The organism is Brevundimonas sp. (assembly GCF_041648115.1).
GTDB lineage: Bacteria > Pseudomonadota > Alphaproteobacteria > Caulobacterales > Caulobacteraceae > Brevundimonas.
The window spans coordinates 77254-102872 of the sequence record NZ_JBAZPR010000006.1; the positions used below are offsets into that span (position 1 = coordinate 77254).

A 25619-nucleotide genomic window follows, 5' to 3' on the forward strand; every position below is an offset into this window, starting at 1 on the left:
CCGAGGCCCTTCGCAGTCTTTTGAGTCCGTTTCCGCCGTAGGCCCTCGGGACAGGCCCGAGGGTGACGGAAGGGATTTAGTGTTCTTCTTCCTTGATCACAGGCAGTTCGTTGAACTGGTGCGTCGGCGGCGGCGAGGACAGGGTCCACTCCAGGGTCGTGGCGCCTTCGCCCCACGGGTTGGCGACGCCCGGACGACGACGGATCGCCGCCTCGGCCAGCATGATCAGGAAGACCAGCACGCCGAACGCCGTGATCGCATAGCCGACCGACGAGACGTGGTTCCACAGGGTGAAGGCCTCGGGATAGTCGATGTAGCGACGCGGCATCCCCTGCAGACCCAGGAAATGCTGCGGGAAGAACACCAGGTTCACGCCCACGAACATGATCCAGAAGTGGGTCGCGCCCAGGAACTCGTTGTACTTCACGCCGAACATCTTCTCGAACCAGTAGTAGAAGCCCGCAAAGATCGCGAAGACGGCGCCCAGCGACAGCACATAGTGGAAGTGGGCCACGACGTAATAGGTGTCGTGCAGGCTGTAATCGATGCCTGCATTGGACAGGACCACGCCGGTTACGCCGCCGACGGTGAACAGGAAGATGAAGCCCATCGCCCACAGCATGGGCGTCTTGAAGCTGATGGACCCGCCCCACATGGTGGCGATCCAGCTGAAGATCTTCACGCCCGTCGGCACCGCGATGATCATGGTGGCGGCGATGAAATAGGCGCGCAGATTGATGCTCATGCCGACCGTGTACATGTGGTGCGCCCACACGATGAAGCCGACGAAGCCGATGGCCACCATGGCGTAGGCCATGGCCAGATAACCGAACACGGGCTTGCGGCTGAAGGTCGAGACGATGTGGCTGATGATGCCGAAGCCCGGCAGGATCAGGATGTACACTTCCGGGTGGCCGAAGAACCAGAACAGGTGCTGGTACATGACCGGATCGCCGCCGCCGGCGGGATCGAAGAAGTGGGTGCCGAAGTTGCGGTCCGTCAGCAGCATGGTGATGGCGCCGGCCAGGACGGGCAGGCTCAGCAGCAGCAGGAAGGCGGTGATCAGCACCGACCAGGCGAACAGCGGCATCCGGTGGATCGTCATGCCCGGCGCGCGCATGTTCAGGATGGTGGTGATGAAGTTGATCGCGCCCAGGATCGAGCTGGCGCCCGCGACGTGCAGGGCGAAGATCGCCAGGTCGAAGGCCGGCCCGACGTGGCCCGTGGTCGATAGCGGCGGATAGGCCGTCCAGCCCCCGCCGAAGCCCTTGCCCGGCCCCCCGTCGACGAACATCGACAGGATCAACAGACACCAGGCGGCGACCAGCAGCCAGAACGAGATGTTGTTCATGCGCGGGAAGGCCATGTCCGGCGCGCCGATCATGATCGGCACGAACCAGTTGCCGAAGCCGCCGATCATGGCGGGCATGACCATGAAGAAGATCATGATCAGGGCGTGGGCCGTGACCACGGCGTTGTAGCCGTGCTTGGACTGCTCGACGAGACCCAGCAGCTGGATCGACGAGCCTTCCTTGAAGATCTGGATGCCCGGCTCGGCCAGTTCCCAGCGGATCAGGCCCGACAGGGCGCCGCCCACGATGCCCGCCATGATGGCGAACATCAGGTACAGGGTGCCGATGTCCTTGTGGTTGGTGGACAGGAACCAGCGGGTGAAGAAGCCCACCTTTTGGTCGTCGTGATGATGGTCGGGGGCGTGACCGAGGTCGGTCGCGTCGCGGGTTACGGTAGCGTCAGCCATGTGTCTGCTCGCCTCTTACTGGGCGGCCGACGCGGCGGGCGCCGCGGCGGGAACGGGTTGGGCGGCGGGGACAGCCGCAGCCGCCTCCGGGGTCGCGGCGGCTTCGCCGGCGGCGGGCGTTTCGGCGGTCGCAGCAGCCGGAGCGGCGGCGGCGGCAGGCTCGGCGACCTTGGGGGTCATCGATCCGCCCTTGGAGGCGATCCACTGTTCGAACTGGGCCTGGGTCACGACCCGGATCTCCAGCGGCATGAAGGCGTGGTCGACGCCGCACAGTTCCGAACACTGGCCGTAGAAGACGCCGGTGCGCTCGGCCTTGAACCAGGTGGTGTTGATCCGGCCGGGGACGGCGTCGGTCTTCAGACCGAAGGCCGGCAGGGCGACGGCGTGGATGACGTCGGAGGCGGTGATGACCAGCTGCACGGTCTTGCCGACCGGCACGACCATCGGCTCGGTCGCGGCCAGGCGATAGGGCACGCCCTTGGCCTTGGCTTCCTCTTCCGGGAGCATGTTGGAGATGTATTCGGCGACACCCTGGTCCGGGTATTCATAGGCCCAGTTCCACTGGTTGCCGGTCACCTTCACCGTCAGGTCGGGCGACGGCATATTGTGATAGGCGAACAACAGGCGGAACGAGAACAGGGAGATGAAGACCAGGATCACCACCGGCAGCACGGTCCAGACGATTTCGACCGCAGTGTTGTGACTCCAGCGCGCAGGCGTCGGATTGGACTTCTTGTTGTAGCGGATCACGATCCAGGCCAGCAGGCCCAGCACCAGCAGGGTGATGGCCGTGATGATCGGCATCAGGATGATGTCGTGGAACCAGATGGCGTCGTGCTTCAGCGGCGCAGCGGCCGCCTGAAGACCGATGCCGTTCGGCGTCGGCTGGCCCATCAGATCCTGCGCCCACGTCGGCGTCGCAGCGAACACCGCCAGTCCGGCGCCCAGGACGATCGAAGACGCGCAAGCCGCAGCGCCCTTCAACGTCCCCCGGGCTCGCTTGCCCATCCCCATATGAGACTTCCCCATAAAACCGTTATGCAGCAGACACTTGCGAATGGTTCGCAAGAAATCACACTGGCGCGATTCCCACGCCCGGCGATCTCGGTCACCTATCGGATCGCCTTCGGCTTGCCAAGCGATCAACGCCATTGACGCCCCGAAGCGGCCGCGAACCTGCCTCGATTAAATCGCTGTCATGTTTCGCCAGCTACCTTGCGTCACAAGATACCTTGCCGTAGTCAATGGACATCAACGGGAGAGCCGAGGTGCCTGAAACCATCGAGATACAGCTGAAGAAGGGAGTGCTTGGACTGTGCGTCCTGGCGCTTCTGAACCGGGCGGACAGCTACGCCTACGAGATCGCCAGCCGCCTGTCGGACGCGATCGATATGGGGGAAGGAACCATCTATCCCCTGATGCGCCGCATGCAGTCGGACGGACAGGTGGAGACCTATCTGGTCGAATCCTCCGCCGGGCCTTCGCGCAAATACTACCGACTGACCGAAGCGGGCCGGGGGGCGCTCGCCGCCCAAACCGCCGAATGGTCCGCCTTCACCAAGGCCGTCGACGCCATCGTGGCGAACGACGCCGATCAGGGAGCCGCACAATGACGCGCGCCGAGTTCATCGACCGCTTGAAGGAAGGCCTCGTCGGCCTGCCGACCGCGACCGCCAACGACATCATCGCCGACTATCAGACCCATTTCGACGACGGCATCGCCGCCGGCCGGACCGAGGCCGAGGTCGCCACCGCCCTGGGCGATCCGATCCGCCTGGCCCGCGAGCTGAAGGCCGAGGCCGGCATCCAGCGCTGGCATCAGGAGAAGAACCCCTCCGCCGCCGCCGCCGCCGTCTTCGCGGTCCTGGGTCTGGGGGCGCTGGACATCCTGATCCTGCTGCCCCTGCTGATGGGCGTGGTCGGGACCGTGTTCGGCTTCTTCATCGCCGCCATCGCCCTGTTCATCTGCGGCGGCGTGATCATGGTCGCAGGACCCTTCGCCGGCTTCCCCGGCGGACCGTTCGCGGCGATCCTGATGGGTCTGGGCCTGATGGCCGGGGCCGTCTTCATCGGTGCCCTCTTGGCCATCTTCACCATCTGGCTGGTCAACGGCGTCGTCTGGTTCGCCCGCCTGCACTATCGCCTGCTGAAGCCGGCGCTGGAGTCCTCGCCCAATCCTTCAACATCTGGCCAATCCACCTCGACCTCGGGAGTTTCGGCATGATCCGCACATTGTTCATCATCGCCGGCGCCGCCCTGGTGCTGTGCCTGGTCACCGTCGGCGGCGCCCTCGCCATCGGCGGCCACGACCTCCAGCGCCACGGCTGGGCCTGGACCTTCAAGGACGACAACGGCGAAAGCGTCCGCTTCGAGCGGGTCAAGGGCGGCGGGACCGACGACCTCGGCCCCCTCACAACCCGCACCCTCCCCTGGACCGGCGGAGAGAGCCTGACCGTCGATTCCAGCATCGACGTCGACTACGTGCAGGGCGACGCGAACACCGTCGTGATCACCGGGCCCAAGGGCCTGACCGACCGGGTCCGCCTGGTCGACGGCCGCTTCGATCTGGGCGACGGCGACGAGCGGGTCGTGTTCGGCTGGGACAAGGGCAACTTCTCCGCCCGCTCCGAGCGCGACGAGCTGAAGGTCGTTGTCACCGCGCCCAAGGTGAACCGGTTCACCGCCAACGGTTCCGGCGACCTGCTGATCAACGGCTATGATCAGCCTTCGCTGAGGCTGGACATCTCGGGCTCGGCCGAGGTGACGGCGTCGGGTCGCACCGATGCGCTGGACCTCGACATCGCCGGCTCCGGCGAGGCCTCGCTGGCCAGCCTGACCACCCGCGACGCCACGGTGGACATCTCCGGCTCCGGCGACGCCCGCATCGCCCCCACCGGCGACGTCCGCGTCACCATCGCCGGCTCCGGCGACGTCGCCCTGGCCACCCGCCCCGCCAACCTGAACAGCACGGTTTCGGGATCGGGCGACATCTATCAGGATTGAATACGACCAAGTCTCCTCCCCGCTCTGCGGGGAGGGGGACCGCGACCCGAAGGGCGGCGCGTAGCAGCCAAGCGGTGGAGGGGCTCTTGAAGACCCACTGACATCAGGGATGTATCAAGACCCCCTCCGTCTCTCCGCTGCGCTCCGAGCCACCTCCCCGCGAGGCGGGGAGGAGACGATCAGCGACCGTCCACCCTTCACCCCCCGCCCCATTCCCGCTAAGTCACCCGCATGACTTTCGCCCCCCTTCCCGACGCCGGCGCCAACTGGGTCGACCGCCATGCGCCGGAGGGACTGAAGCCGTGGCTGAAGCTGGGGCGGTTCGACCGGCCCATCGGCATCTGGCTGCTGCTGCTGCCCGGTTGGCAGGGGATCGCCCTGGCCCTGGCCCAGTATCGGCTACCGCCCGGCCTCTATGATCTGTGGCTGTTCGTCGGCTTCGCCATCGGCGCCTGTCTGATGCGGGCGGCGGGCTGCGCCTTCAACGACATCGTCGACCGCGACTTCGACGCCCAGGTCGCCCGTACCGCCCAGCGCCCCATTCCGTCGGGCCGGATCAGCGTCAAACAGGCCTGGGCCTTCGTGGTGGCGTGCAGCCTGATCAGCCTGTTGATCCTGCTGACCCTGCCGACCATCGCCATCGGGCTGGGCGTCGGCTCGCTGGCCCTGGTTGCGGCCTATCCCTTCATGAAGCGGATCACCTGGTGGCCCCAGGCCTGGCTGGGCCTGACCTTTAACTGGGGCGCCCTGATGGGGTTCGCCGCCGCTCTGCCTCTGGCGGCCGCAGCCCTTCTGCTGCCCGCCGATATCGCCGGCGAGTTCCGTCCTTTCCTGTGGTCCCCCGCCAGCGACAGCGGCCATGCCGTCGCCCTGGCCTGGCAGGCCTATATCCCCGCCGTCCTGTTATGGATCGGCGGCGTGTTCTGGACCCTCGGCTACGACACGATCTATGCGCTTCAGGACATCGAGGACGACGCCATGATCGGGGTGAAGTCCTCGGCCCGCCGTCTGGCCTCGGCCGTGCGGCCGGGCGTGGCGATCTTCTATGTCCTGACCGTCGTCACGGCCGCCCTGACCGGCCTCGCCGCCGGCCTGGGTTTGCTGTTCTGGTTGGGCCTGGTCGCCTATGCCGCCCATCTGGCGCGTCAGGTCGCCCGGCTCGACCGCAACGACGGCGCCCTGGCGCTGAAACTGTTCAAGTCCAATCGCGAGGCCGGCTTCATCTTGCTGGCCGCCATCGCGCTCGGATCCCTGGTTTGATGAAGGAGCCTCTCATGTCTCACGCCGCCCGCCTCCTCCTGCTGTCCGTCGCCGTCGCCGCGACCCTGGCCGCCTGCCAGCGCAAGGAGGACAAGACCCAGGCCCCGGCCAAGGCGGCCCCCGCCGCCGTCGCGCCGGCCGTCTCCAACACCCCGGTCGGCTATGACAGCAAGACCCCCTACGCCACCGTCAAACTGACCCTGCCCCAGGCAGTCAAGACCACGCCCGCCCTGCACGCCGCTCTCTATGCCGACATGGTGCGCGACCTGAAGCAGTTCGAGGAAGGCGCCCAGGCCGATCTCAGCGAGGCCGGCGGCGGCCCTAACCCCTATGAGAAGACCATCGCCTTCGCCCCCGGCGCCGAGACCGCCAAACTGGTCAGCCTGGCCCGCACCGATTTCGAGTTCACCGGCGGCGCCCACCCCAACACCAGCTTCGCCTCGGTGATCTGGGACAAGACGACCAACAAGCGGCTGGGCTTCGCCGACCTGTTCCGGCCGGGCGCGGACCTGTCGGTGCTGGACAAGGCCCTGTGCGCCGCCGCCAACGCCGCCAAACAGGCCCGCTCGCCGGGGTCGGAAACCGCCACCTTGGACGGCAAGATGTGGACCTGCCCTAAGGCCGTCTCGACCCCGTTCGTCCTGACGCCGGGCACGACGCCGGGCAAGGCGGGCGGCGTCACCTTCCTGATGGGACCGTATCAGATCGGCCCCTATTCGGACGGCCCCTACTGGATCGCCCTGCCGCAATCGGCCTTCCGCGCCCTGCTCGCCCCCGCCTACGCCGACCAGTTCGACGGCGCCCCCGCCAAGGCCGGCGACGTGACGCCGAAGGTCAACTAAAGCCCGCTCATCCCGGCGAAAGCCGGGACCCAGCGCTTTGGGCGTTCCAACGAATCCTGTCTCGCAGCGCCGTCGATCCGGAACGCCGCGCCTTGCGAAAGAACTGGGTCCCAGCTTTCGCCGGGATGAGCGGATCAGGGGTGCGCCAGGAACCCGTCCACCAGCTCGGCGAACCGCTCCGGCTGGTCCGCCATGATGAAATGCCGCGATCCATCGACCCGGATCAGCGTCGCGCCCGGCAGCGGGGCGTACTGGTCACCCCAGGCTCGGTCCGCCTGGGCGGCAGACGCGCCGCCGTCGGCGTCCGCAGCATAGAGCACCGTGACCGGCAGCCGCATGGCCGCAAGGCCCGGACGGGCGTCGGTCAGGAAGACGTCCTTCATGGCCGCGCCCATGGCCTTTCGGTCCGACTTCGTGGTCCATGCGACCAGCCGCTCTCGCAGCGCCGGATCGCGCGTCATGCCCTGGGCGCCGGCGATCTGGGCCGATCGGAACGCGTCGTCCGACAGGGAAAGAATGCTTCGAACCGTCTGCTCCGCCATCGGCGCCATGGTTTCGACGGTCATATCCGGACCGCGCAGCGCGCCGAAGAAGGGCAGGCTGTCCACGCTCATCAACCGGCCGACGGCCTCGGGATGGGTCTGCGCCAGCCGCAGCCCGATCAGCGCCCCCAGGGAATGGCCGATCACCGCCGGCCTCTCCAGCCCCTGCTCGCGGACATAGCGCGCCAGATCATCCACCACCGGCTGGACGAACGGGCCGTCGCCATGACTCCAGGGCTCGCCTGCAAAGCCGGCCAACTGCACCAGATGCACCCGATGCGTCGCCTTCAAACGCTCGGCCTCGACGCGCCACACCTCGCGCGAACTCCCAAAGCCGGGGATCAGGATCACGTCAGGCCCCGCCCCCACCACCTCGACCGACAGCCGGTCCGAGACAAAGGGCGCAGCAACGGACGCCACAGGGGTCGCGGTCTGAGCGCGGGCCTGATCGTTCGCAACGGCGCAGGCGATCAGAACGCCCAGGATGACCGCCAGGCGCGGAGGGGCGAAGACGCCCCGGCAAGGGCGAATGAGGTTCGACATCACAGTCTCCAATTGTAAGGTTATTCTGACTTTTTAGTCAGCCCGCGTGCGAGTTCTCGAAGATCTCTTCGACCGGCCGTTCGAAGACGGCGGCGATGCGGTAGGCCAAATCCAGCGACGGATCGTGCCGCTCGGTCTCCAAGGCGATCACCGCCTGGCGCGACACCCCCAACGCCTGCCCCATCTGTTCCTGGGTCCAGCCGCGCTCGACCCGCAAAAGCTTCAGACGGTTCTTCATCGGCTGGTCTTTATGAAGGGCGACACGACGCCATACATCGCCCAGAACAGCGGAACGATCAGCCAGGTCTGCATATGGGGCGCTCGGGCGAAACTCTCGCCAAAGCCCCAGAAAGTGGCCACGGCCATCGCAAGGCCCGCCGCCACGATGAACTGTTTGGCGGTCACGCCGCGCACGAACTCGTCGCTCTCGCGCATCAGCGCCAGGGTCGCCCAGATCTGACCGATCACCGGCGCGGACAGCACCGCCGCCAGCCCCCACGCCGCCGGCGTGCCCACGACCTCATCGAACGCGTCCGTCGTCATCATCGACACGCAGATCGCGACATAGGGCACGGAAAACGCCATCGTGCGGATGATATAGCGTCGGTGCGCAGGCGTTCCGCTTTTCCAGGCAGCAAACATCTTGGCTCTCCTTGTGTAAGGACAACCTGACACCAACCCAATGTCATGTCAACCTGACTTTTTGTCAGGCCCGCCCCACATCCCGCTCCCGCTTTGCCGCCGCCGCCCGGACCACTAGGGTGCCCCGATGACCATTCTCGATCCCGCCGCCTTCATCCGCGCCAACACGCGGCTTCAGCCCGTGCCGCATGCGCCCGAAATCTCGTTGTGGCTCGCCGATGAGATCACCCCGATCTGGCGGCTGACGGAGGAGGAACTGGGCGAGATGGGCGTGCCGCCGCCCTTCTGGGCCTTCGCCTGGGCGGGGGGACAGGTGCTCAGCCGCTACATCCTCGATCATCCGCACGAGGTGGCAGGCAAGCGGGTGCTGGATTTCGCCGCCGGCTCGGGCCTGGTCGGCGTGGCGGCGATGCAGGCGGGCGCGGCCTCGGTGCTGTGCGCCGACATCGACCCGTTTTGCCAGGCCGCCGTCGCCGCCAATGCGCGGGCGAACGGCGTGGCGCTGGACTTCACCCAGACCGATCTGCTGGATGCCGCCCCGCCGGATGTCGAGGTCATCTGCGCGGGCGACATCTGCTACGAGCGCCCGATGACCGACGCCGTCCTGGCCTGGCTGGCCCAGGCCCGCGCCAGGGGAACGCGCGTCCTGATCGGCGATCCGGGACGTACCTATTTCCCGCGCACGGGCCTGGATTTCCTGGCCGAATACCGCGTCCCGACCTCGCGAGAACTGGAGGACCAGGAGATCAAGCGGTCCTCCGTCTGGGCCATGCCCTAGGCTGTTTGGCCGTCGTGACGCCCTTCGCCGAATTCCTCGATCATCTTGGCGTTGAAGGCCGGGATGTCGTCGGGCTTGCGGCTGGTGACCAGCCCCCGATCCACCACCACCTCTTCGTCCACGACGATCGCGCCTGCGTTCTTCAGGTCGGTGCGGATGCTCTCGAAGGACGTCATCGTCCGCCCCTTGACCACGCCCGCCTCGATCAGCAGCCACGGCGCGTGACAGATGGCGGCGACCGGCTTGCCCGCATCGAAGAAGGCCCGCACGAACTTCACCGCATCGGCGTCCGCCCGCAGCAGGTCCGGGTTGGCGACGCCGCCCGGCAGCAGCAGGGCGGAATAGGTCGAGGCGTCGACCGCCGCCACTGCCTTGTCCGCCGTCACCTTGTCGCCGGGCGTCAGGTGGTCGAAGCCCTGGAACTCGCCGGCCTTCAGCGAGACGATCTCGACCACCGCCCCCGCATCCTTCAGCGCCTTCATCGGTTCATTCAGTTCGATCAACTCGACGCCGTCGGTCGCCAGGATGGCGACGGTCTTGCCGGAAAGGGTCTGGGCCATGAGGAATACGCTTTCTGTAAAAGGGGGTCGGCGCGATGAACCCACGGCAAGTCAAAGGGTTGCGGCTCCGCTTGGCGCGAACGACCGCCCGCACCACATAATCCCCATGCGATCGATCCTGACCCTGACGGCCTTACTGGCGGCGACCGCGACACCCGCCCTGGCCCAGACCTATCCTCAGCCCGGACAGCCCTACGGCGCCTATCCGGGCGGCGTCCCCGCCGCCATCGCCGACCAGCACCGCTACGAGAACGACCGCCTGCGCTATCGGGCGCAATCGAATGCCGATCAGGCCCGCCAGCAGCAGATCGAGACCCAGCTGCGTCTGCGCGCCATCGAAACAGCGCGCGAGCCGACGCAGCCCTATGCCCTGCCCGCTCGCCCGCTCTACACCCCCGAGCAGGAGCGGGCCTTGGGCGCATCCGCCGCCGAACGCCGCCAGCAGACGGCTCAGGGCATGAGCCAGATCGACGCCTGGCTGGATCGTCGCGACTGACGCATCCCTTCCCTTCCCCCTGCGTTCCGGCCTAGCTTATCGAGGATCGGGCGGAGGGATACGACATGCGCTGGCAAGGTGGACGACAGGGCGGCGGCGGCGTCGAGGATCGGCGCGGCCTGGGCGGCGGCGCCATCGCGGGCGGCGGCGTGGGCGTGGGGGTTTTGGCCATCATCGGCTACCTCGTCTTCGGCATCGATCCGTCCACGACGACCCAGCTCGCCAGCCAGTTCGGCGGCGTCGGCGCAGAACAGCAGCAGGGTCAGACCGGCACGCCCAAGGATCAGGCGGGCCAGTTCGTCGATGTCATCGGCGGCAATATCAACGACGTCTGGGCGCAGAAGCTGAACGGCTATCAGCCGCCCAAGGTCGTCCTTTACGAACAGGGCACTCCGACCGGCTGCGGCTTCGGCCAATCGGCCATGGGGCCCTTCTATTGCCCGACTGACAAGACCGTCTATCTGGACCTCAACTTCTGGCAGGAGATGGAGACCCAGTTGGGAGCCTCCGGCGCCGACTTCGCCCGCGCCTATGTCATCGCCCATGAGTTCGGCCATCATATCCAGACCCTGACCGGCACGTCGGATCAGGTCCGCCAGGCCCAGCAGCGCGCCTCCGGTCAGGCCGAAGCCAACCAGTATTCCGTCGCGCTGGAGCTTCAAGCCGACTGCTACGCCGGCGTCTGGGCCCGGAACGCCTCGGCCGTTTCGAACGGTCAAGTCGCCCTGGATGCTGGCGAGTTCGAGGAAGGCATGAAGACCGCCCAGGCCATCGGCGACGACACCCTGCAACGGCGCAGCGGCGGCCGCGTCTCTCCCGAAAGCTTCACCCATGGCTCTTCTGCGCAGCGGGTGGAATGGCTGCAGCGCGGCTATCAGTCGGGCGACCCCGCATCCTGCGACACCTTCGGCGGCGCCTGACCGCCGCCTGTTCCCGACAACGACTGATTGACTGATTATGCATGACCGCGCCGGCCTGACCGCACGCCCCGAAGACCTGATCGACCTGGATGCCCTGCTCGGCGCCTATGAGACGACGCGGCCCGACATGACCGACCCGATGCAGCGGGTCGTGTTCGGCACCTCGGGCCACAGGGGATCCAGCTTGGACGGCGCCTTCAACGAAGCCCACATCCTGGCTATCGGCCAGGCGATTGCCGAGTATCGCGCTGCGCAAGGCATCGACGGCCCCCTGTTCGTCGGCCGCGACACCCACGGCCTGTCCGAGCCCGCTTGGCGCACGACGTTGGAAGTCCTGATCGCCAATGGGGTCGAGGTCCTGATCGACGCCCGCAACGGCTTCACCCCCACCCCAGCCGTGTCGCACGCCATCCTGACCCACAACCGCACGAACACGAGAAAAGCCGACGGCGTCCTGATCACCCCGTCGCACAATCCGCCCCGCGACGGCGGCATCAAATACAACCCCCCCTCGGGCGGTCCGGCAGGCGGGGAGGCTACCGCCGCCATCGCCGCCCGCGCCTCGGGCACAGAGGACGTCTACAAGATCTACGCCGAATCCTTCCTCGGCCCCGACCACCTGGCGACCGTCCAGGCCGAGGCCCGGGCCGTGGTGGCGACGGCGCTGGCGGGCTAAATCAGGCCCTCGACCCACGCCCTCAACGGGTTGGCGGGATCAGACAGCAGCTTGATCACCATGCCGATGCAGATCACCACCAGCAGCGGGCGGATCAGCTTGGGCCCGAACCGCATGGCCGCGTGCGACCCCAGCCACCCGCCCAGCACCTGACCCACCGCCATGATCAGGCCGATGGCCCACAGCACATGGCCGCCGATGGCGAACACCAACACCGACACCAGATTGCTGGAGAAGTTCAGCGCCTTGGTATGGGCCGTGGCGCGCGTCAGCCCCATCCCCATCAGGGTCACCAGGGCCAGGGCGAAGAACGATCCCGCGCCCGGACCGAAGAAGGCGTCATAGAAGCCGATCCCGCCCGCCACAGCCCCGAAGGCGAAGGGCGTCAGCCGCGCATGAACATCCTCGTCGCTGGCCTTGGGTCCGACTAGGAAATAGACCGCGATCCCCGCCAGCAGCAGGGGCAGCAGCACCATCAGCCAGGTCGCATCGACGAAACTGACCACCACGGCGCCCAGGGCGGCGCCGATGACCGTGGCGATCAGCGGCCATTTCAACAGGGCGAAGTCGATCCGCCCCTTGCGCCAGAAGGTCCAGGTTGCAGACGCCGTGCCGAAACTGCCCTGGATCTTGTTGGTGGCGATGGCCGCCACCGGATTGACCCCGACCGCCAGCAGCACGGGCACGGTGATCAGGCCGCCGCCCCCGGCGATGGCGTCCACGAACCCCGCCGCCACGGCTGCGGCGAACAACAGGGCTATGATTTCCGGGGCAAACTCAATCATGGCGCGGACCTAGGCCGTTCCCCCTCGCCGATCCAGCCTCGATTTCGTCAGGCTCCGACCGTAATCTCCATCGGCCGTTCCACGAACAGGCCCGGCCGGCCCAGATCCAGCGCCAGACGCCGGTTCTCGAACGCCGCCATGCCGACCAGCGCCTTTGGAAAGCCCGGCACGGCGACGTCGTCATATATGGCGACCGTCGCCTGACGATACAGTTCGTCCCCTATCGTCAGGGTGCGGACGATCACCGTCTCCGCCCCCACCACGCCGCCCAGGACGATGCTCTGGCCCGCAGTCCGTTCGCGTCCGTCCAGCAGGCCTGCCGCCTGCGCCGTCTCGCGCGTCACGGCCAGCACCGCCGACGCGCCGGTGTCGATCACCGCATTGACCATCGCCCCCTCGACCGTGATCGCCGCCTGCAACGCCTTGCCCGCTCGCGTCACAGTTATGGACGCCAGCGACGGCGGCGGTGTCCAGCCTTCGCGCGCCAGGAACCGCATCCGATGCTCGGCCGTATCCAGCTCCAGCACAAGCTCGCGCAGCACGTCCTGACCCAGGATCAGCGCCGCCCCCAGCCCCTGTTCGCTCGCTAACGGTCCCAGCCCCAGGATCGCCGCCCGCAACCCGTCCAGCCGCAGGGCACCCACAGGCCCCCCGATGACAATGTCCAGCGTCGTCCCACGCCCCACCTGCGCATCGCCGCCGACGCCGTAGGCCACCATGGGAATATTGAAGACGTTCGTCAGCCCCAGCGTCTCGACCAGCGACCGGTCGATCACCGAATATTGCGCGCCGGAATCGATCAGCGCCCGCACCGGCTTGCCGTTGACCGTCACCTCCACCGTCGGCGTCGCCGCCCGAGGCTCGGCATAGGGCAGCCAGCCGCTCGATCCGCCCGCCGCAAGGACGACCGACGGCCCCCTCCACACCACATGATCGCGCAGCCACCAGGCCCCGCCCACACCGCCGGCGACCAGCCCCAGCCGGATCAGAAGATCGCGTCGTCTCATCGCCCAGACATGGACCGTCGCGACGACCGACGCCAGCGGGGGAATGGTCGCAACGCCCTTTGGGCAAGAACATGCGCTCAACGCTTGTCAGAAGTCGAAGCCCGGCGACCAACGCGCCACAACATGCGAAAACCCGACAAAATCATCCCTGATGCAGGCAGAAACCGGATGACGCCGCCGCCCTGTCTGGCTACGACCTCAACCATCATGAGCACCTCCAGCGCCCGCTACGTCTCGACCAGAGGCCCAGTTTCGAACCTGGCGCCCGAAACCGATTTCTCCGACGCCCTGCTGCGCGGCATCGCCCCCGACGGCGGCCTCTATATGCCGAACGCCTGGCCGACCCTGTCGCCCGACGTCTGGACCGGCGCGCCCGACTACAAGTCCATCGCGCTCCAGGCCATCGCCCCCTTCATCGGCGACGCCCTGCCCGCCGGCGCCCTGGACCGCTCCCTGGACCGGCTGACCGCCGGTTTCGACCATCCGCTGGTCACGCCCCTGGTCGAGCTGGAGCCCGGCCTGTTCGTGCTGGAGCTGTTTCACGGCCCGACCGCCGCCTTCAAGGACCTGGCGATGCAGCTGGTCGCCAGCCTGACGGACGAAGCCCTGGCCGCCTCGGGCGAGCGCCTGACCATCCTGACCGCCACATCCGGCGACACCGGCGCCGCCGCCGTGCGCGCCTTCGCCGGCGCGAAATCCGTCGATCTGGTCGTGCTCCACCCGCTGGACCGCGTCTCGCCGGTGCAGCGCAAACAGATGACCACGGTCGAGGCCGACAACGTCCTGAACCTGGCCGTGCGCGGGGACTTCGACGACTGCCAGCGCCTGGTGAAGAGCCTCCTCGCGGACGAAAGCCTGCGCCAACGTGGCCGCCTGTCCTCGGTCAATTCGATCAACTGGGCGCGGCTGGCCGGCCAGATTCCCTACTATGTCTCCGCCACCGCCCAGCTTGGCGAGCCCGCGACCTTCGTCGTGCCGACCGGCAACTTCGGCGACGCCTTCGCCGGCATCGCCGCGACCAAGATGGGCCTGCCGTCCAACGGCTTCGTCGCCGCCGTGAACCAAAACGACGCCCTGGCTCGCGCCATCAACGACGGCCTCTATTCGCGCCGCGCAGCGGTCGAGAGCGGCAGCGTCTCGATGGACGTCCAGGCGCCGTCCAACTTCGAACGTCTGGTGTTCGAGGCGACCGGCCGCGACGCCGAGGCCACGCGCACCGTGTTCGAGACCTTCGCCCGCGACGGCGCCGTCGCCTTCGATCCCGCCCTGCTGGCGGCTTTGCGCACCCAGGTCGGCGCCGTCTCCATCGACGAGACCGAAACCCGCGCCGAGATCGCCCACGCCCATGAGGCCTGGGGCCGCGTCGTCTGCCCGCACACGGCCGTGGCCCTCGCCGCCGCCCGCCGCCAGGACCGCTCCAAAGGCCCTGTCGTCGCCTTGTCCACCGCCCACCCGTCCAAGTTCGGCGCCTTCGTCTCGGATGTTCTCGGCTTCGAACCCGAGTCCGCAAACGTCATCGCCGCCCTGGGCGACAAGCCCGAGCGGTTGACGGTGATTGATGGGACGATAGAGGCGGCGGTGAACGCCGTGGCGGCCTTTTCAGGCCGCCACTAAACGCTTCTAGCGACGACCGCCGCGGGTCAGCATGCCCAGCAGCATCAGGCCGACGCCGGCGACCGACAGGGTGGTGACCAGCGGACGCTTGCGCGCTTCGGCGGCAACGGTGCGGGCCTTGTCGCGGTAATCGGCGGGCACCTTGTCAACCAGGCGATCGACCGAATCCATCGCCTTGCCGAAGGTTTCCAGCGAACGGCCCTTGGCGTCGTTATAGGCGCCCTCGACCTGCATCTTCTGATCGCCGACCAGATTGCCGAAAGCCTTTTGGGCCTTGCCTTGGGCTTGCGAAGCGGCGCCGTTGATTTGTTCGTCGGTCATAGTGTCATCCTTGGGGAGAGAGCGGCGATCTCGCCGTTGCTGCATCAAAAGCCCGGTTACGCTTTCGGTTCCAGCGACGAGCGGACGCAGGGCGACGAACTCGTCTCTCCCTCCCCGTCCGGGGAGGGTGGTCGCGCAGCGACCGGGTGGGGGCGGCCCGGCAGGGACGCACTTGTTGGATCAAGCAAAAGTCTATCAGGCGTCGCCCTGCCCTCCCCACCCGACCTCGCCTGCGGCTCGGCCACCCTCCCCGTCCGGGGAGGGAGAGGGAACGTCGCACCATCCTATATCGGGAAACGAGGAGACTTGATTTCAATCACTTGCCGGCCGACAGCGACATTCGACCTTACAGCTCCGAAAACCGTGGGACACTCTCCCTCCGGTCTTTGACATCGCCGCCACGCACGCTTTCTCAAGGCGCATCCCGTCTGCAGATTGAGACGAAGTGCACACATTGCACCCTGTTTTTCAGCCCGCCTCAGGCCGGCTCCACCGCACGCCAGTGGTCCATGCGGCGCAGGAAAACCGCCGGATCCTTGGGAGTCACCAGGTTGGCCGGGTCGTGGAAGATCCGGTCGTGCAGCCGCGTCACGGTGAACCGCAACGCCGCCGCCTCGCCGAGCCGAGGCAGGGCCGCCCGCTCGGCCGCACTCAACGGCCGCACGGTCTCATAGCCGCGCCGGAACGCCGCCAAAGCCTCCGGCACGGCCCGTCCCTCGGCGTCGAACCCCCAGGCCGACAAGGCGATGGCCAGGTCGTAGGCGAAGGCGCCGGTGCAGCCGAAATAGAAGTCGATGACCGCCGATACGGCGCCGTCTTCGAACAGGATATTGTCCGGAAAATAATCGGCATGGATCGCCCCACCGGGCAGATCATCCGTAAACGGATCACCCAGACGCGCCAACGCCGCTTCGACCCGGTCCAGCAGCACCCGATCCTCTCCCGACGCCGCCGCCGCGCACCGATCCGCCAGCCTGCGCCACATGGCCGGTCCGACCGGGTTGTCGCGTCCCAGTTCGAAATCGGCCGCCATCAGATGCAGCCGCGCCAGCACCGCCCCCGCCGCCGCCTGATCGGCCGCCGACGGCGAGCGCAGCCAGGCGCCGGTCTTCCATTCGATCACCGCCGCCGCCCGCCCGTTCAGCCGCCCCAGCCAGTCGCCCGCCCGGTTCTCGATCGGCGTGGGACAAGCAAAGCCACGCGACGCCAGATGCGCCGTCAGCCCCAGGCAAAAGGGCAGCGACGCCTCGTCCGTTCGCCCCTCGAACAGGGTCAGGACGAAGCGCCCCTGTGTCGTGTCCAGCCGATAGTTGGTGTTCTCCACCCCCTCGGCGATGGCCGTCAGTTCGACCACCTCGCCGATGTCATAGCCGGCCAGGAACCCCCTGGCCTGGGCCAGGGAAACGGGGGTGAAGACGGCCATGACCTAGTTCAGGCCCGCATCGGCGCGGCGCGCCCGCACGATCTCGGCCAGGTCCGCCATGATGCTTTCGGTCGTGGCCCAGCGCCCGGCGCCTCGGCCCCGGCAGCGCCACACCCGGCCGTCGGCGCCGTAAACCTTCAGCGCATTGCCCTCGCCGCGCAGGTTGGAGAACAGGGGATCGCCGTGGTCGGCGCTCAGCGACACCGAGGGGCTGATCACCCCGTCCTTCAGGTGCGCGGCGCCGATCTGGCGCACCCCGCCCTCGGCCGAGGTGGCCTCGGTCAGGTGGTCGCGCGGCACATCGCCGTCGGGAGACCGGCCGAACGCCTCGTGGCACAGCAGCCGCACCTTGGCCGCCGCATCCAGGCCTTCCAGGTCCGACGAGGGGTCTTCCTCCGCAAAGCCCGCCGCGCGGGCGTCGGCCAGGGCCTCGTTGAAGGCCGCGCCGTCGCCCAACCGCTCCAGCATGAAGTTGACCGTGCCGTTCAGCACCGCCTCGAATCCGACCACCTCGCCGGCCGCGCGGGCGGCGCGCACCGTCTCGATCATCGGCGATCCGCCCCCGACCGAGGCCGACCAGAAGATGCGTCGGCCGTGCGCCTGGGCCAGGGCCTGCAGCCCGCCCGGATCGCGGCTGACCGCCTGCTTGTTGGCGCTGGCCACGTCGCAGCCGGCCTCCAGCGCGGCGCGGATCACCGCATGACCCGCCTCGCCTTCCGACAGGGCCTCCAGCACGATGTCGGGCTTCTTCGCCCACAGATCGTCAGCGTTCGCCGTGAACAGCGAGGCCGGACAGGCCACGTCGCGCGCCTTCTTGGGATCGCGCACCAGCACCCCGACCACGTCGTAGCGGGGATCGCTGAGCAACCGCCCCAGCACCCCGCCGCCGACCACGCCGCACCCCGCGACTGCAACCTTCAGCGGCGGCAGGGCGGGCGCGGGTCCGGGCGGAGCCGACTTGTCGCCGATGACCGTGCCGTCGGCCCGGTCCAGCGCCGCCACCTCGATCTCGACCCCCCGGCTTTCGCCCAGGTCGATGGCGTCATGCTGCACCAGCGCCCCGCCCAGTTTGCGCGCCACGTCCCAGGACGCGCGGCGATAGCGCAGGGCCGGGGCCGTATTGTCGTTGGGATCGTGGTCGTAAAGGCCGTCCACATCCTTGACCAACCGCACCTTCTTCAGCCCCAGTTCGGCCGCCAGGAAGACCGCCGTCAGGTCCGATCCGCCGCGCCCCAACAGGGCCACCTTGCCGTCCGGCCGCACCGCGCCGAAGCCGGGAACCACCACCACCTCGTGCCGGTCCAGCGCCTGTTTCAAATGGTCGGGCCGCAGGCCGCTGGGCCGCGAATGCTCGGGCTCGCCTTCCGCGACGATGCCCAGTTCGCGCACCGACAGGGCGCAGGCGTCCAGGCCGATCCGGTCGCAGGCGATGGCCACCAGGGCCGCCGACTTCTCTTCGCCCAGGGCTACATAGCCGGGCAGCAGGTCGTTGGAATGGGCCAGGCCCAGCGCCCGCGCCTCGCCCAGCAGCCGGTCCGTCGCCCCGCCGAAGGCCGAGACCACCGCCACTACCTTCCGCCCCGCCCGCACATGGCCATAGACGGCCGAGGCCACCAGCGGCGCCTCGGCCGGGCTGCGCAGGATGGACGAGCCGAACTTCAGCACGACCACTTCGGGGGCGAGCTGACTGCTGGGGTCGAGGCTCTCGGAAGGTTCTACGACGGCGAGTGAGGCGGACATTGGGGTTCTCGAAAAAAGTCGGGATGGGGTGGGGTGAAATAGAAAAACCCCGCCAGGCGGACCGGGCGGGGTTCGGGTTCTGCGGTTGCCGGGGTTCGGCGCGCTAAACTCGTCCCGCCCGTGAGGGCATGGTGATGGTGGTGGTCGTGCCGGTGGTAATCATGCCGAAACGCGTCGCGGCGAGGCCAGCGACGGTGGAAAGTTCGGCGATGATCGAGCGCTGTTGCACAGGGCTGGTCCGGTTGAAATCTGACCCTAGGGTGATTGGACCACCCCCATCCTGTCAAGCGGCCATGGATGATTTTTTCACGACAGGCTGCTTTTAGATCATTTCACACCCGCCCACATCGCCCGACGGCGACTAATGGCATGAATTTTCCGCTTGACCGGCGCCGCCTGTTTGATCAACGTAAAGTCACTCATCAAGACCAGCCGAGGGATTAGGCCCTTTGACGCTGGGGCAACCATCGGGTCTCACAGCTCGAAACGGTGCCAACTCCTGCGAGATTCTTCGGGATCGCGAGAGATGAGTGGAGCATCGGCGAGACGACGCTCCACGATCTGTCACCGCATCGAGCCTTGCTGAGCGAGAACGATGCGGAACGACGATGACCCTGGCTGAAACCTCCCTGTTCGAAGACCCCGACTGTCGCATCGCGTCAGCCAAGACGCCTGCCCGTGAACGCGGCGGCGCTCGCGATGTCATCGTGCCCATTCCCGCCGACTTCCGCCTGGCCTCGGGCGAACGGCTGAACCAGCCCAATATCGTCGGCCGCCTGCACGGCCGGATCGGCGCGCCCGTCGTCGTCGTCGCCGGCGGCATCTCGGCCGGTCGGTTCGTCCACCGCACCGAGACCAATGGCCTGGGCTGGTGGTCCGGCGCCGTGTCGGTGCGCGGCCCCATCGACCTGAGCCGGTTCCAGGTCCTGGCCGTCGACTTCGCGCCCGGCGCCGAGTTCGTCGAGACCCCCGTCACCATCACCACCCACGATCAGGCCCGCCTGCTGGCCCTGGTGCTGACCCATCTAAAGATCGAGCGCGTCTCCGCCTTCGTCGGCTGCTCCTATGGCGGCATGGTCGGTCTGGCCTTTGCAGAACTGTTCCCCGACTGGGCCGAGCAGTTGATCGTCGTGTCCGCCGCCCACCGCGCCCATCCCCAGGCCACGGCCTGGCGCGGCATCCAGCGCCGCATCCTTCAGTTCGCCGTCGCCGCCGGCCGCCCGGAAGAGGGCGTCGCCCTGGCCCGCGAGCTGGCCATGACCACCTACCGCACAGCCGAGGAATTCCACGACCGGTTCGAGACCACCGCGCCCACGGCCGTCGGCGGCGCCTATCCCGTCTGCGACTATCTGACGGCGCGCGGCCAGGCGTACCGGACCCACACCACCCCGGCCCGCTGGCTGTCGATGTCCGACTCGCTGGACCGCCACAGCGTGACGCCCGAGGCCATCACCACCCCCGTCACCCTGATCGGCTTCACCTCCGACCGGCTGGTGCCGATCGACGACATCCGCGAGCTGGCCGCGCGGTTGCCGACCCTGTGGCGCTTCGTCGAGGCGCCCTCCCTCTATGGCCACGACGCCTTTCTGAAGGAGGACGCCTTCGTCGGCGACATCCTCCGCGCCGCCTTCAAGGATATCAAAGCATGACCCGTCGTCCCCCCGAACGCTCGGCCAATCCGCACACCATCGCCGCCCGCACGGGCGTGGATACGGATACGGCCCACGGCGCGGTCATGCCGCCCCTGTATCTGTCGTCGAACTATTCCTTCGCCGGCTTCGAGCAGAAGCGGAAATACGACTACAGCCGCTCGGGCAATCCCACGCGCGACGTCCTGGCCGAGACCCTGACCGAATTGGAAGGCGGCGCCGGCGCCGTGATCACCGCCACTGGCATGGCTGCGGTGGATCTGCCCCTGACCCTGCTGGAGCCCGGCGACCTGCTGATCGCCCCGCACGACTGCTACGGCGGCACCTGTCGCCTGCTGAACGCCCGCGCCAAGAAGGGCCATTTCGAACTGCTGCTGGTCGATCAGGGCGATCCTGTCGCCTTCGAGGCGGCGCTTGCTCTGAAGCCCAAGCTGGTTCTGGTCGAGACCCCGTCCAACCCCCTGCTGCGTCTGGTCGACATCGCCGACATCTGCACCCGCGCCCATGCGGCGGGCGCCAAGGTCGTCTGCGACAACACCTTCCTGTCCCCGGCGCTGCAGAACCCGATCAAGCTGGGGGCCGACTTCGTCGTCCATTCGACCACCAAATTCATCAACGGCCATTCCGACGTGGTGGGCGGCGCCGTCATCTCGGCCGACGCCGAGGACTGCCAGACCCTGGCCTGGTGGGCCAACTGCACCGGCGTGACCGGCTCGCCCTTCGACGCCTATCTGACCCTGCGGGGCGTGCGTACCCTGTTCGCCCGTATCGAGCGGCAACAGTCCACGGCGGGCAAGATCGCCGAACTGCTGGACGCCCACCCGGCGGTCAAGGCCGTCCACTATCCCGGCCTGAAGTCCCACCCCAGCCACGCCCTGGTCGCCGCCCAGCAGGCTGGCCCCGGCGCCATGCTCAGCTTCGAACTGGAAGGCGGGACCGAGGCCGTGCGCGACCTGGTCGAGGCGCTGGAGATCTTCACCCTGGCGGAATCGCTGGGCGGGGTCGAAAGCCTGATCGCCCACCCCGCCACCATGACCCACGCCGCCATGACGCCGGAACAGCGCGCTGTCGCCGGCATCGGCGACGGCCTGGTGCGCCTGTCGGTCGGGCTGGAGCATGTCGAGGATCTGATCGCCGACCTGTTCCCGGCGCTGGACGCCGTGGTCCCGGCGAAGGCCGAAGCCGCGTAAGTTTTCGCTTGCAGGAGGGACCGAACCGGGGCAAATGCGCCGCCCCGGCCGCGGTCCCTTCGTCTATCGGTTAGGACGTCAGGTTTTCAACCTGAAAAGAGGGGTTCGACTCCCCTAGGGACTGCCACCGCGGCCGGAATCGTTAGAAATCACGCAGCTTCAGCCCAAAAGGGCTGGCTTTTTGTACGGTTCTTTCCACGATATTTCCGCTGCGTTTTCCGCGTTGACGGCGCAACCGGAGCGATACTATTCGCACGTGGATCGTCGAACTTTCGAGTCGTCGTTCTAGGTAGGCTCGGGGGAGGCCCAAGAATGGATCAAGCGATATGTCCGCGCTGCGGCGCGCATGGCAGCAACGTCTCGCATTCTGCGGAATCATGGGAGTGCAGCCTCTGCGGCTACCAGTCGAGTGGATGGGTAGATGAGGCTGCTGCGTTAGCTGAGGATGCGCGAGAAGCGCTTTCGCGAGGTGAAGCTGGCCGAGCAATGCAGCTTGTCGAGGAGGGGCTTAGACTTAAATCTGACGAAGGCGACCTTATCGCACTGAAGGCACAGGTGGAATCGCATCTCTCGGCGCTACGCCGTGGCGATGTCGTCTCGACCGAAAGTCCCGCTGCTTTGATAGAGGCGGAAAACTACCATTTGCAGGCGACCTTCGTGCTGAACGAAGTTCAGGCGAACATTCAAGTCTATGGCAGCAACTCGATGTTGACGGGGGCGAGGCCCGCCAATGTCGATCTCGGCCTTCAATACATCGACCGCAGCCTGGAGCTTTTCCCGGACAATCCAGTCTATCTCAACACGAAGGCATTGTTGCTGTCGGACGGCAAGGGGGACAAGGCAGCAGCCAAGCCGCTATTGGAGCGAGCCGCTGCACTGGCCCCGAGGGATATAAACATCCAGAACAATCTGAAGGCTATTTCGGATAGCGGGTGCTTTATCGCTACCGCCGCATTCGGGACGCCATTCGGGGAAGAGCTGCACGTCTTGCGTGGCTGGCGAGATCGAGTGTTGCTTCAGCGTCGATCAGGTCGAGCATTTGTTTCGGCTTACTATGCTGTCAGCCCAGCTATTGCCGATACGATCCGGGGAAACGGCCTCGCGAAGGCCGTAACCCGAACCCTTCTTCGACCGCTGATCGCTTATTTGAAGCGCCATTCTAAATAATCGTATGCCGGGCGAGTGGGCCATTAGAATGCGGTCACGGGCACCCTCAAAGGTAATTTGGTCTAAAGTGCTCCGATGCCGGATTAAGGTTTCAGTAACCATTCTGTCCGGAACCGGGCATTAAGTGTTTCGATTCATGGACTTTTTTCGGACGCACTCAGGAACTATCCACAGGGATTGTGGTTAACCCACCGTTAGCTCGGCGCAGAAGCGCCTCTCCCTCCTGAACCGAGACACCCATGTTCATCGCCATCGCCCGCCCGGCGGTGGAGCCCCAAGGCCCCGACGCCGTCGCCGTCCCCGGCTCTCCCGCCATCGCCGAACTGTCGCCCCGCGCCCTGCATGCGCGCCTTCTCGAAAACGCCGCCCTGCGCAGACTGCGGGGGCAGGAACGCCGCCGCGAACAGCGGATGGACGACGCCGACTATTGGCTTCACGCCGCCCCGATCGCCGTCAGGAAGGCCAGCGCCCTGCGTGAAGAGCGCAGCTTCGCGCCCTTGCCTTAATCAGCGCAGTTCGGGCGTCCGGCGCCGCAGAGAGGCCTTCAGCTTCTCCAGCTTCTGGCCCGCCGACTTGGGCCGCACGCGCTTGCGGTGCTCCAGCCCGCCGCCCCACAGGGCATGGACAGGCGCGTCCAGATGCGGATGGCGGTCGTGCTGGTGGACGATGGGGCTGACGCTTCCGTCGGGATTGACCACCTTGCCGCCCGCAAACGTCAGAGCATCGCCCGGCGTCAGGCCCAGGGTCGCCACGCGGCCGTAGTTGGCCCGGATCGACGCGCCGACCAACCCCTGATGGATCGCCATGTTGAAGCCCGCCTGATCGGCGCCGAAGGCTCCACCGAACTCCGAACGCGGCGTCGCCGCCAGCGACAGGATCAGCCGCGACAGGCGCGAGACCTCGGCGCGCGGCCCCAGGATCGTGCCGACGCACAGACAGGCCATGTCGGCTAAAGACGCCGCGATCCCGTCGCCGAACAGGGCGCGCAGATATTTCATGTTGAAGGCGTGCTCGGCCAGCGGCGCCCCGGCCTCGACGAAGGCTTCCAGACCCTCAGGCGCCGGCGCGAACGGCGCGGCCTGGAAAATCACGTCGCGCACGTCGCAGGCCAGGGCCGCGCCGGGACGATCCCCCAGCAGACCGGCGAAGGCCACGAACCGCTGCATCACCGGATGGGGCGCCCATCCGCGCCAGACGGGCGCATCAACGGCGGTCACGTCATTCTGGGCCAGGAAGGCGCGCAGGGCCGGCTCGGCGTCCACGACCAGGGCGACCGGACCGTCGAACACCGCCCGCAGGGACAGGACGAAGGGGGCGATGTCGGCGGCGTCGTATCCGGTGGCGTAGCCGACCACCACGTCGCCGTCGGGCAGGGGCGCGATCCCGCGTCCGACCTCCAGCGCCTGGGCCAGCCAGTCCAGATAGTCCGACCGGACAGCTCCCTGTTTCATGGCGTCAGCGCGGCCCCATCAGGTCGGCGAACCGGTCGAACAGATACAGGCTGTCGGTCGGTCCGGGCGAGGCCTCGGGGTGGTGCTGAACGCTGAAGATCGGCTTGTCCTTGACCGCGATGCCGCAGTTGGTGCCGTCGAACAGGCTGACGTGGGTTTCAGTCACGGCGTCGGGCAGGCTGTCGCGATCGACGGTGAAGCCGTGGTTCATCGACACGATCTCGACCTTGCCGGTGGTCAGGTCCTTGACCGGATGGTTGGCGCCGTGGTGGCCCTGATCCATCTTCACGGTCCGGGCGCCCAGGGCCAGGGCCAGCATCTGGTGACCCAGGCAGATGCCCATCAGGGGTTTTCCGCTGGCGACCAGCTTTTGAATCTCGGGGACGGCGTATTCACCGGTCGCGGCCGGATCGCCGGGGCCGTTCGACAGGACCACACCGTCGGGATTGCGGGCCAGAACCTCTTCAGCCGTCGTCGTCGCCGGAACCACCGTGATCCGCGCGCCGGTCGAGGCCAGGGCGCGCAGTATGTTGCGCTTCACGCCATAGTCGATGACGACAACGTCCTTGCGCCCTTCAGTCTTCGGGTGACCTTCCGGCCATTCCCACAGGCCCTCGTCCCATTCGAACGCCTGCAGCGTCGAGGCGGGCTTGGCCAGGTCCAGGCCGACCAGGCCGGTCCAGGCCTTCGCTTGGGCGACCAGGGCATCCAGGTCGAACTCGCCGTTCGGATCATGGGCGATGACCGCGTGGGGGGCGCCCTTGTCGCGGATGATCTTGGTCAGGGCGCGGGTGTCCACCCCGGCCAGACCCACCACGCCGCGACGCTTCATCCAGTCGTCGAAACTGGCGTCGGAACGATAGTTGGCCGGATCGGTCGGCACGTCGCGGAAGATGGCGCCCCGCGCCGAGGTGTCGGATCCGCCGCCGATCTGTTCGATGTCCTCGACATTGGTGCCGGTGTTGCCGACGTGCGGGAAGGTGAAGGCCAGAATCTGGCTCATGTAGGACGGGTCGGTCAGGATTTCCTGATAGCCGGTCATGGCGGTGTTGAAGACCACCTCGCCCAGGGCCGAGCCAGTGGCGCCGACGCCGATGCCTTGCAGGATGGTGCCGTCGGCGAGCGCGAGGACGCCCGTCGCGCCCGGAAGTAGCTTGGTCGTCATGGGCGCGCTCCTAAAACCGAATCCGGCCGATACGAAGGCCGGAGGCAAACGGCGGCGTCGTTAAGCCCTGCCGCCCATTCCGTCAA

26 protein-coding genes, 1 tRNA gene, 1 pseudogene and 1 riboswitch are annotated in these 25619 nt (G+C 67.3%); of the genes and pseudogenes, 15 read left to right on the plus strand and 13 right to left on the minus strand.

Features of this window, described 5'->3' with window-relative positions:
- Positions 1-76: 76 nt before the first annotated feature.
- A complete protein-coding gene (gene ctaD, locus WC597_RS06985) occupies positions 77-1759 on the minus strand; it encodes a cytochrome c oxidase subunit I (protein ID WP_372692614.1) in 1683 nt (560 codons plus the stop codon).
- 15 nt (positions 1760-1774) lie between these two features.
- Positions 1775-2773, minus strand: a complete 999-nt coding sequence (coxB, locus tag WC597_RS06990) for a cytochrome c oxidase subunit II (protein ID WP_372692615.1) — start codon at positions 2771-2773, stop codon at positions 1775-1777.
- Positions 2774-3027: 254 nt separating this feature from the next.
- Here coxB and WC597_RS06995 point away from each other — a divergent pair, with 254 nt between their 5' ends.
- The 5 genes from WC597_RS06995 (at position 3028) to WC597_RS07015 (ending at position 6864) form a co-directional block, all read left to right on the plus strand.
- Entirely contained in the window at positions 3028-3372 is a 345-nt protein-coding gene (locus WC597_RS06995) for a PadR family transcriptional regulator (RefSeq protein ID WP_159846234.1), read from the plus strand.
- Entirely contained in the window at positions 3369-3983 is a 615-nt protein-coding gene (locus WC597_RS07000) for a DUF1700 domain-containing protein (RefSeq protein ID WP_372692616.1), read from the plus strand. Before WC597_RS06995 ends, WC597_RS07000 begins: the two co-directional genes overlap by 4 nt.
- Positions 3980-4762 carry a GIN domain-containing protein gene (locus WC597_RS07005; protein ID WP_372692617.1) on the plus strand — a complete coding sequence of 261 codons (783 nt, stop codon included), beginning with the start codon at positions 3980-3982 and terminating at the stop codon, positions 4760-4762. The genes WC597_RS07000 and WC597_RS07005 overlap by 4 nt, the downstream gene beginning before the upstream one ends.
- A gap of 231 nt (positions 4763-4993) precedes the next feature.
- Entirely contained in the window at positions 4994-6022 is a 1029-nt protein-coding gene (locus WC597_RS07010; RefSeq protein ID WP_372692618.1) for a UbiA family prenyltransferase, read from the plus strand.
- A gap of 14 nt (positions 6023-6036) precedes the next feature.
- A complete protein-coding gene (locus WC597_RS07015) occupies positions 6037-6864 on the plus strand; it encodes a DUF3298 domain-containing protein (RefSeq protein WP_372692619.1) in 828 nt (275 codons plus the stop codon).
- Positions 6865-6998: 134 nt separating this feature from the next.
- Here the strand turns inward: WC597_RS07015 and WC597_RS07020 are convergent, their stop codons facing one another.
- The 3 genes from WC597_RS07020 to WC597_RS07030 are packed head-to-tail and all read right to left on the minus strand — an operon-like array spanning position 6999 to position 8591.
- Entirely contained in the window at positions 6999-7949 is a 951-nt protein-coding gene (locus WC597_RS07020; RefSeq protein ID WP_372692620.1) for an alpha/beta fold hydrolase, read from the minus strand.
- Positions 7950-7986: 37 nt separating this feature from the next.
- On the minus strand, positions 7987-8187 hold the full coding sequence (locus WC597_RS07025) for a helix-turn-helix transcriptional regulator (RefSeq protein ID WP_372692621.1): 201 nt from the start codon (positions 8185-8187) through the stop codon (positions 7987-7989).
- Positions 8184-8591 carry a hypothetical protein gene (locus tag WC597_RS07030; protein ID WP_372692622.1) on the minus strand — a complete coding sequence of 136 codons (408 nt, stop codon included), beginning with the start codon at positions 8589-8591 and terminating at the stop codon, positions 8184-8186. Before WC597_RS07030 ends, WC597_RS07025 begins: the two co-directional genes overlap by 4 nt.
- Positions 8592-8718: 127 nt before the next feature.
- On the opposite strand from WC597_RS07030, the gene WC597_RS07035 reads away from it, so the two are divergent.
- A complete protein-coding gene (locus WC597_RS07035) occupies positions 8719-9369 on the plus strand; it encodes a methyltransferase (protein ID WP_372692623.1) in 651 nt (216 codons plus the stop codon).
- Here WC597_RS07035 and WC597_RS07040 read toward each other — a convergent pair.
- Entirely contained in the window at positions 9366-9929 is a 564-nt protein-coding gene (locus WC597_RS07040; RefSeq protein WP_372692624.1) for a type 1 glutamine amidotransferase domain-containing protein, read from the minus strand. The genes WC597_RS07035 and WC597_RS07040 overlap by 4 nt on opposite strands.
- Before the next feature lie 106 nt (positions 9930-10035).
- Between WC597_RS07040 and WC597_RS07045 the strand changes: the two genes are divergently transcribed.
- From WC597_RS07045 to WC597_RS07055, 3 genes and pseudogenes are all read left to right on the plus strand, one after another.
- Positions 10036-10425 (plus strand): hypothetical protein, encoded by a 390-nt coding sequence (locus WC597_RS07045; protein ID WP_372692625.1) that lies wholly within the window; start codon positions 10036-10038, stop codon positions 10423-10425.
- Positions 10426-10490: 65 nt separating this feature from the next.
- Positions 10491-11345: a neutral zinc metallopeptidase gene (locus WC597_RS07050; RefSeq protein WP_372692626.1), complete on the plus strand. Its 855-nt coding sequence runs from the start codon at positions 10491-10493 to the stop codon at positions 11343-11345.
- 34 nt (positions 11346-11379) lie between these two features.
- Positions 11380-11910 (plus strand): annotated as a pseudogene (locus tag WC597_RS07055) (phosphoglucomutase, alpha-D-glucose phosphate-specific); the annotation flags it as partial.
- Positions 11911-12017: 107 nt separating this feature from the next.
- Here WC597_RS07055 and WC597_RS07060 read toward each other — a convergent pair.
- Positions 12018-12806, minus strand: coding sequence for a TSUP family transporter (locus tag WC597_RS07060; RefSeq protein WP_372692627.1), 789 nt, complete (start codon positions 12804-12806; stop codon positions 12018-12020).
- A gap of 47 nt (positions 12807-12853) precedes the next feature.
- Positions 12854-13813: a retropepsin-like aspartic protease gene (locus WC597_RS07065; RefSeq protein ID WP_372692628.1), complete on the minus strand. Its 960-nt coding sequence runs from the start codon at positions 13811-13813 to the stop codon at positions 12854-12856.
- 207 nt (positions 13814-14020) lie between these two features.
- Here WC597_RS07065 and thrC point away from each other — a divergent pair, with 207 nt between their 5' ends.
- Complete coding sequence (gene thrC / locus WC597_RS07070) at positions 14021-15427, plus strand: threonine synthase (RefSeq protein WP_372692629.1); 1407 nt, start codon at positions 14021-14023, stop codon at positions 15425-15427.
- Positions 15428-15433: 6 nt separating this feature from the next.
- On the opposite strand, the gene WC597_RS07075 is transcribed toward thrC, so the two are convergent.
- The 3 genes from WC597_RS07075 to WC597_RS07085 form a co-directional block, all read right to left on the minus strand.
- Positions 15434-15748, minus strand: a complete 315-nt coding sequence (locus WC597_RS07075; protein WP_135194776.1) for a CsbD family protein — start codon at positions 15746-15748, stop codon at positions 15434-15436.
- A 478-nt stretch (positions 15749-16226) separates the two neighbouring features.
- Positions 16227-17171 (minus strand): homoserine kinase, encoded by a 945-nt coding sequence (thrB, locus tag WC597_RS07080; RefSeq protein ID WP_372692630.1) that lies wholly within the window; start codon positions 17169-17171, stop codon positions 16227-16229.
- A 3-nt stretch (positions 17172-17174) separates the two neighbouring features.
- Entirely contained in the window at positions 17175-18911 is a 1737-nt protein-coding gene (locus tag WC597_RS07085) for a homoserine dehydrogenase (RefSeq protein ID WP_372692631.1), read from the minus strand.
- Positions 18912-19327: 416 nt separating this feature from the next.
- A riboswitch (SAM riboswitch) is annotated at positions 19328-19444 on the plus strand.
- 75 nt (positions 19445-19519) lie between these two features.
- Between WC597_RS07085 and WC597_RS07090 the strand changes: the two genes are divergently transcribed.
- From WC597_RS07090 to WC597_RS07110, 5 genes are all read left to right on the plus strand, one after another.
- Complete coding sequence (locus WC597_RS07090) at positions 19520-20560, plus strand: homoserine O-succinyltransferase (protein WP_372692632.1); 1041 nt, start codon at positions 19520-19522, stop codon at positions 20558-20560.
- Complete coding sequence (gene metB / locus WC597_RS07095) at positions 20557-21750, plus strand: cystathionine gamma-synthase (RefSeq protein WP_372692633.1); 1194 nt, start codon at positions 20557-20559, stop codon at positions 21748-21750. The genes WC597_RS07090 and metB overlap by 4 nt, the downstream gene beginning before the upstream one ends.
- 52 nt (positions 21751-21802) lie before the next feature.
- Positions 21803-21877 (plus strand) — tRNA-Glu (locus WC597_RS07100).
- A 185-nt stretch (positions 21878-22062) separates the two neighbouring features.
- Positions 22063-22917 carry a tetratricopeptide repeat protein gene (locus WC597_RS07105; protein ID WP_372692634.1) on the plus strand — a complete coding sequence of 285 codons (855 nt, stop codon included), beginning with the start codon at positions 22063-22065 and terminating at the stop codon, positions 22915-22917.
- 239 nt (positions 22918-23156) lie between these two features.
- Positions 23157-23423: a hypothetical protein gene (locus WC597_RS07110; RefSeq protein ID WP_372692635.1), complete on the plus strand. Its 267-nt coding sequence runs from the start codon at positions 23157-23159 to the stop codon at positions 23421-23423.
- Here WC597_RS07110 and WC597_RS07115 read toward each other — a convergent pair whose 3' ends face one another.
- Together WC597_RS07115 and carA are read right to left on the minus strand one after the other, a co-directional pair.
- Positions 23424-24368: a hypothetical protein gene (locus tag WC597_RS07115; protein WP_372692636.1), complete on the minus strand. Its 945-nt coding sequence runs from the start codon at positions 24366-24368 to the stop codon at positions 23424-23426.
- 4 nt (positions 24369-24372) lie between these two features.
- Positions 24373-25533 (minus strand): glutamine-hydrolyzing carbamoyl-phosphate synthase small subunit, encoded by a 1161-nt coding sequence (gene carA, locus WC597_RS07120; RefSeq protein WP_372692637.1) that lies wholly within the window; start codon positions 25531-25533, stop codon positions 24373-24375.
- Positions 25534-25619: the final 86 nt, after the last annotated feature.

Coding starts and splice junctions, on each gene's coding strand:
- ctaD (WP_372692614.1), bottom strand. CDS start 1,759: ATGGCTGACGCTACCGTAACCCGCGACGCGACCGACCTCGGTCACGCC.
- coxB (WP_372692615.1), bottom strand. CDS start 2,773: ATGGGGATGGGCAAGCGAGCCCGGGGGACGTTGAAGGGCGCTGCGGCT.
- WC597_RS07000 (WP_372692616.1), top strand. CDS start 3,369: ATGACGCGCGCCGAGTTCATCGACCGCTTGAAGGAAGGCCTCGTCGGC.
- WC597_RS07005 (WP_372692617.1), top strand. CDS start 3,980: ATGATCCGCACATTGTTCATCATCGCCGGCGCCGCCCTGGTGCTGTGC.
- WC597_RS07010 (WP_372692618.1), top strand. CDS start 4,994: ATGACTTTCGCCCCCCTTCCCGACGCCGGCGCCAACTGGGTCGACCGC.
- WC597_RS07015 (WP_372692619.1), top strand. CDS start 6,037: ATGTCTCACGCCGCCCGCCTCCTCCTGCTGTCCGTCGCCGTCGCCGCG.
- WC597_RS07020 (WP_372692620.1), bottom strand. CDS start 7,949: ATGTCGAACCTCATTCGCCCTTGCCGGGGCGTCTTCGCCCCTCCGCGC.
- WC597_RS07025 (WP_372692621.1), bottom strand. CDS start 8,187: ATGAAGAACCGTCTGAAGCTTTTGCGGGTCGAGCGCGGCTGGACCCAG.
- WC597_RS07030 (WP_372692622.1), bottom strand. CDS start 8,591: ATGTTTGCTGCCTGGAAAAGCGGAACGCCTGCGCACCGACGCTATATC.
- WC597_RS07035 (WP_372692623.1), top strand. CDS start 8,719: ATGACCATTCTCGATCCCGCCGCCTTCATCCGCGCCAACACGCGGCTT.
- WC597_RS07040 (WP_372692624.1), bottom strand. CDS start 9,929: ATGGCCCAGACCCTTTCCGGCAAGACCGTCGCCATCCTGGCGACCGAC.
- WC597_RS07045 (WP_372692625.1), top strand. CDS start 10,036: ATGCGATCGATCCTGACCCTGACGGCCTTACTGGCGGCGACCGCGACA.
- WC597_RS07050 (WP_372692626.1), top strand. CDS start 10,491: ATGCGCTGGCAAGGTGGACGACAGGGCGGCGGCGGCGTCGAGGATCGG.
- WC597_RS07060 (WP_372692627.1), bottom strand. CDS start 12,806: ATGATTGAGTTTGCCCCGGAAATCATAGCCCTGTTGTTCGCCGCAGCC.
- WC597_RS07065 (WP_372692628.1), bottom strand. CDS start 13,813: ATGAGACGACGCGATCTTCTGATCCGGCTGGGGCTGGTCGCCGGCGGT.
- thrC (WP_372692629.1), top strand. CDS start 14,021: ATGAGCACCTCCAGCGCCCGCTACGTCTCGACCAGAGGCCCAGTTTCG.
- WC597_RS07075 (WP_135194776.1), bottom strand. CDS start 15,748: ATGACCGACGAACAAATCAACGGCGCCGCTTCGCAAGCCCAAGGCAAG.
- thrB (WP_372692630.1), bottom strand. CDS start 17,171: ATGGCCGTCTTCACCCCCGTTTCCCTGGCCCAGGCCAGGGGGTTCCTG.
- WC597_RS07085 (WP_372692631.1), bottom strand. CDS start 18,911: ATGTCCGCCTCACTCGCCGTCGTAGAACCTTCCGAGAGCCTCGACCCC.
- WC597_RS07090 (WP_372692632.1), top strand. CDS start 19,520: ATGACCCTGGCTGAAACCTCCCTGTTCGAAGACCCCGACTGTCGCATC.
- metB (WP_372692633.1), top strand. CDS start 20,557: ATGACCCGTCGTCCCCCCGAACGCTCGGCCAATCCGCACACCATCGCC.
- WC597_RS07105 (WP_372692634.1), top strand. CDS start 22,063: ATGGATCAAGCGATATGTCCGCGCTGCGGCGCGCATGGCAGCAACGTC.
- WC597_RS07110 (WP_372692635.1), top strand. CDS start 23,157: ATGTTCATCGCCATCGCCCGCCCGGCGGTGGAGCCCCAAGGCCCCGAC.
- WC597_RS07115 (WP_372692636.1), bottom strand. CDS start 24,368: ATGAAACAGGGAGCTGTCCGGTCGGACTATCTGGACTGGCTGGCCCAG.
- carA (WP_372692637.1), bottom strand. CDS start 25,533: ATGACGACCAAGCTACTTCCGGGCGCGACGGGCGTCCTCGCGCTCGCC.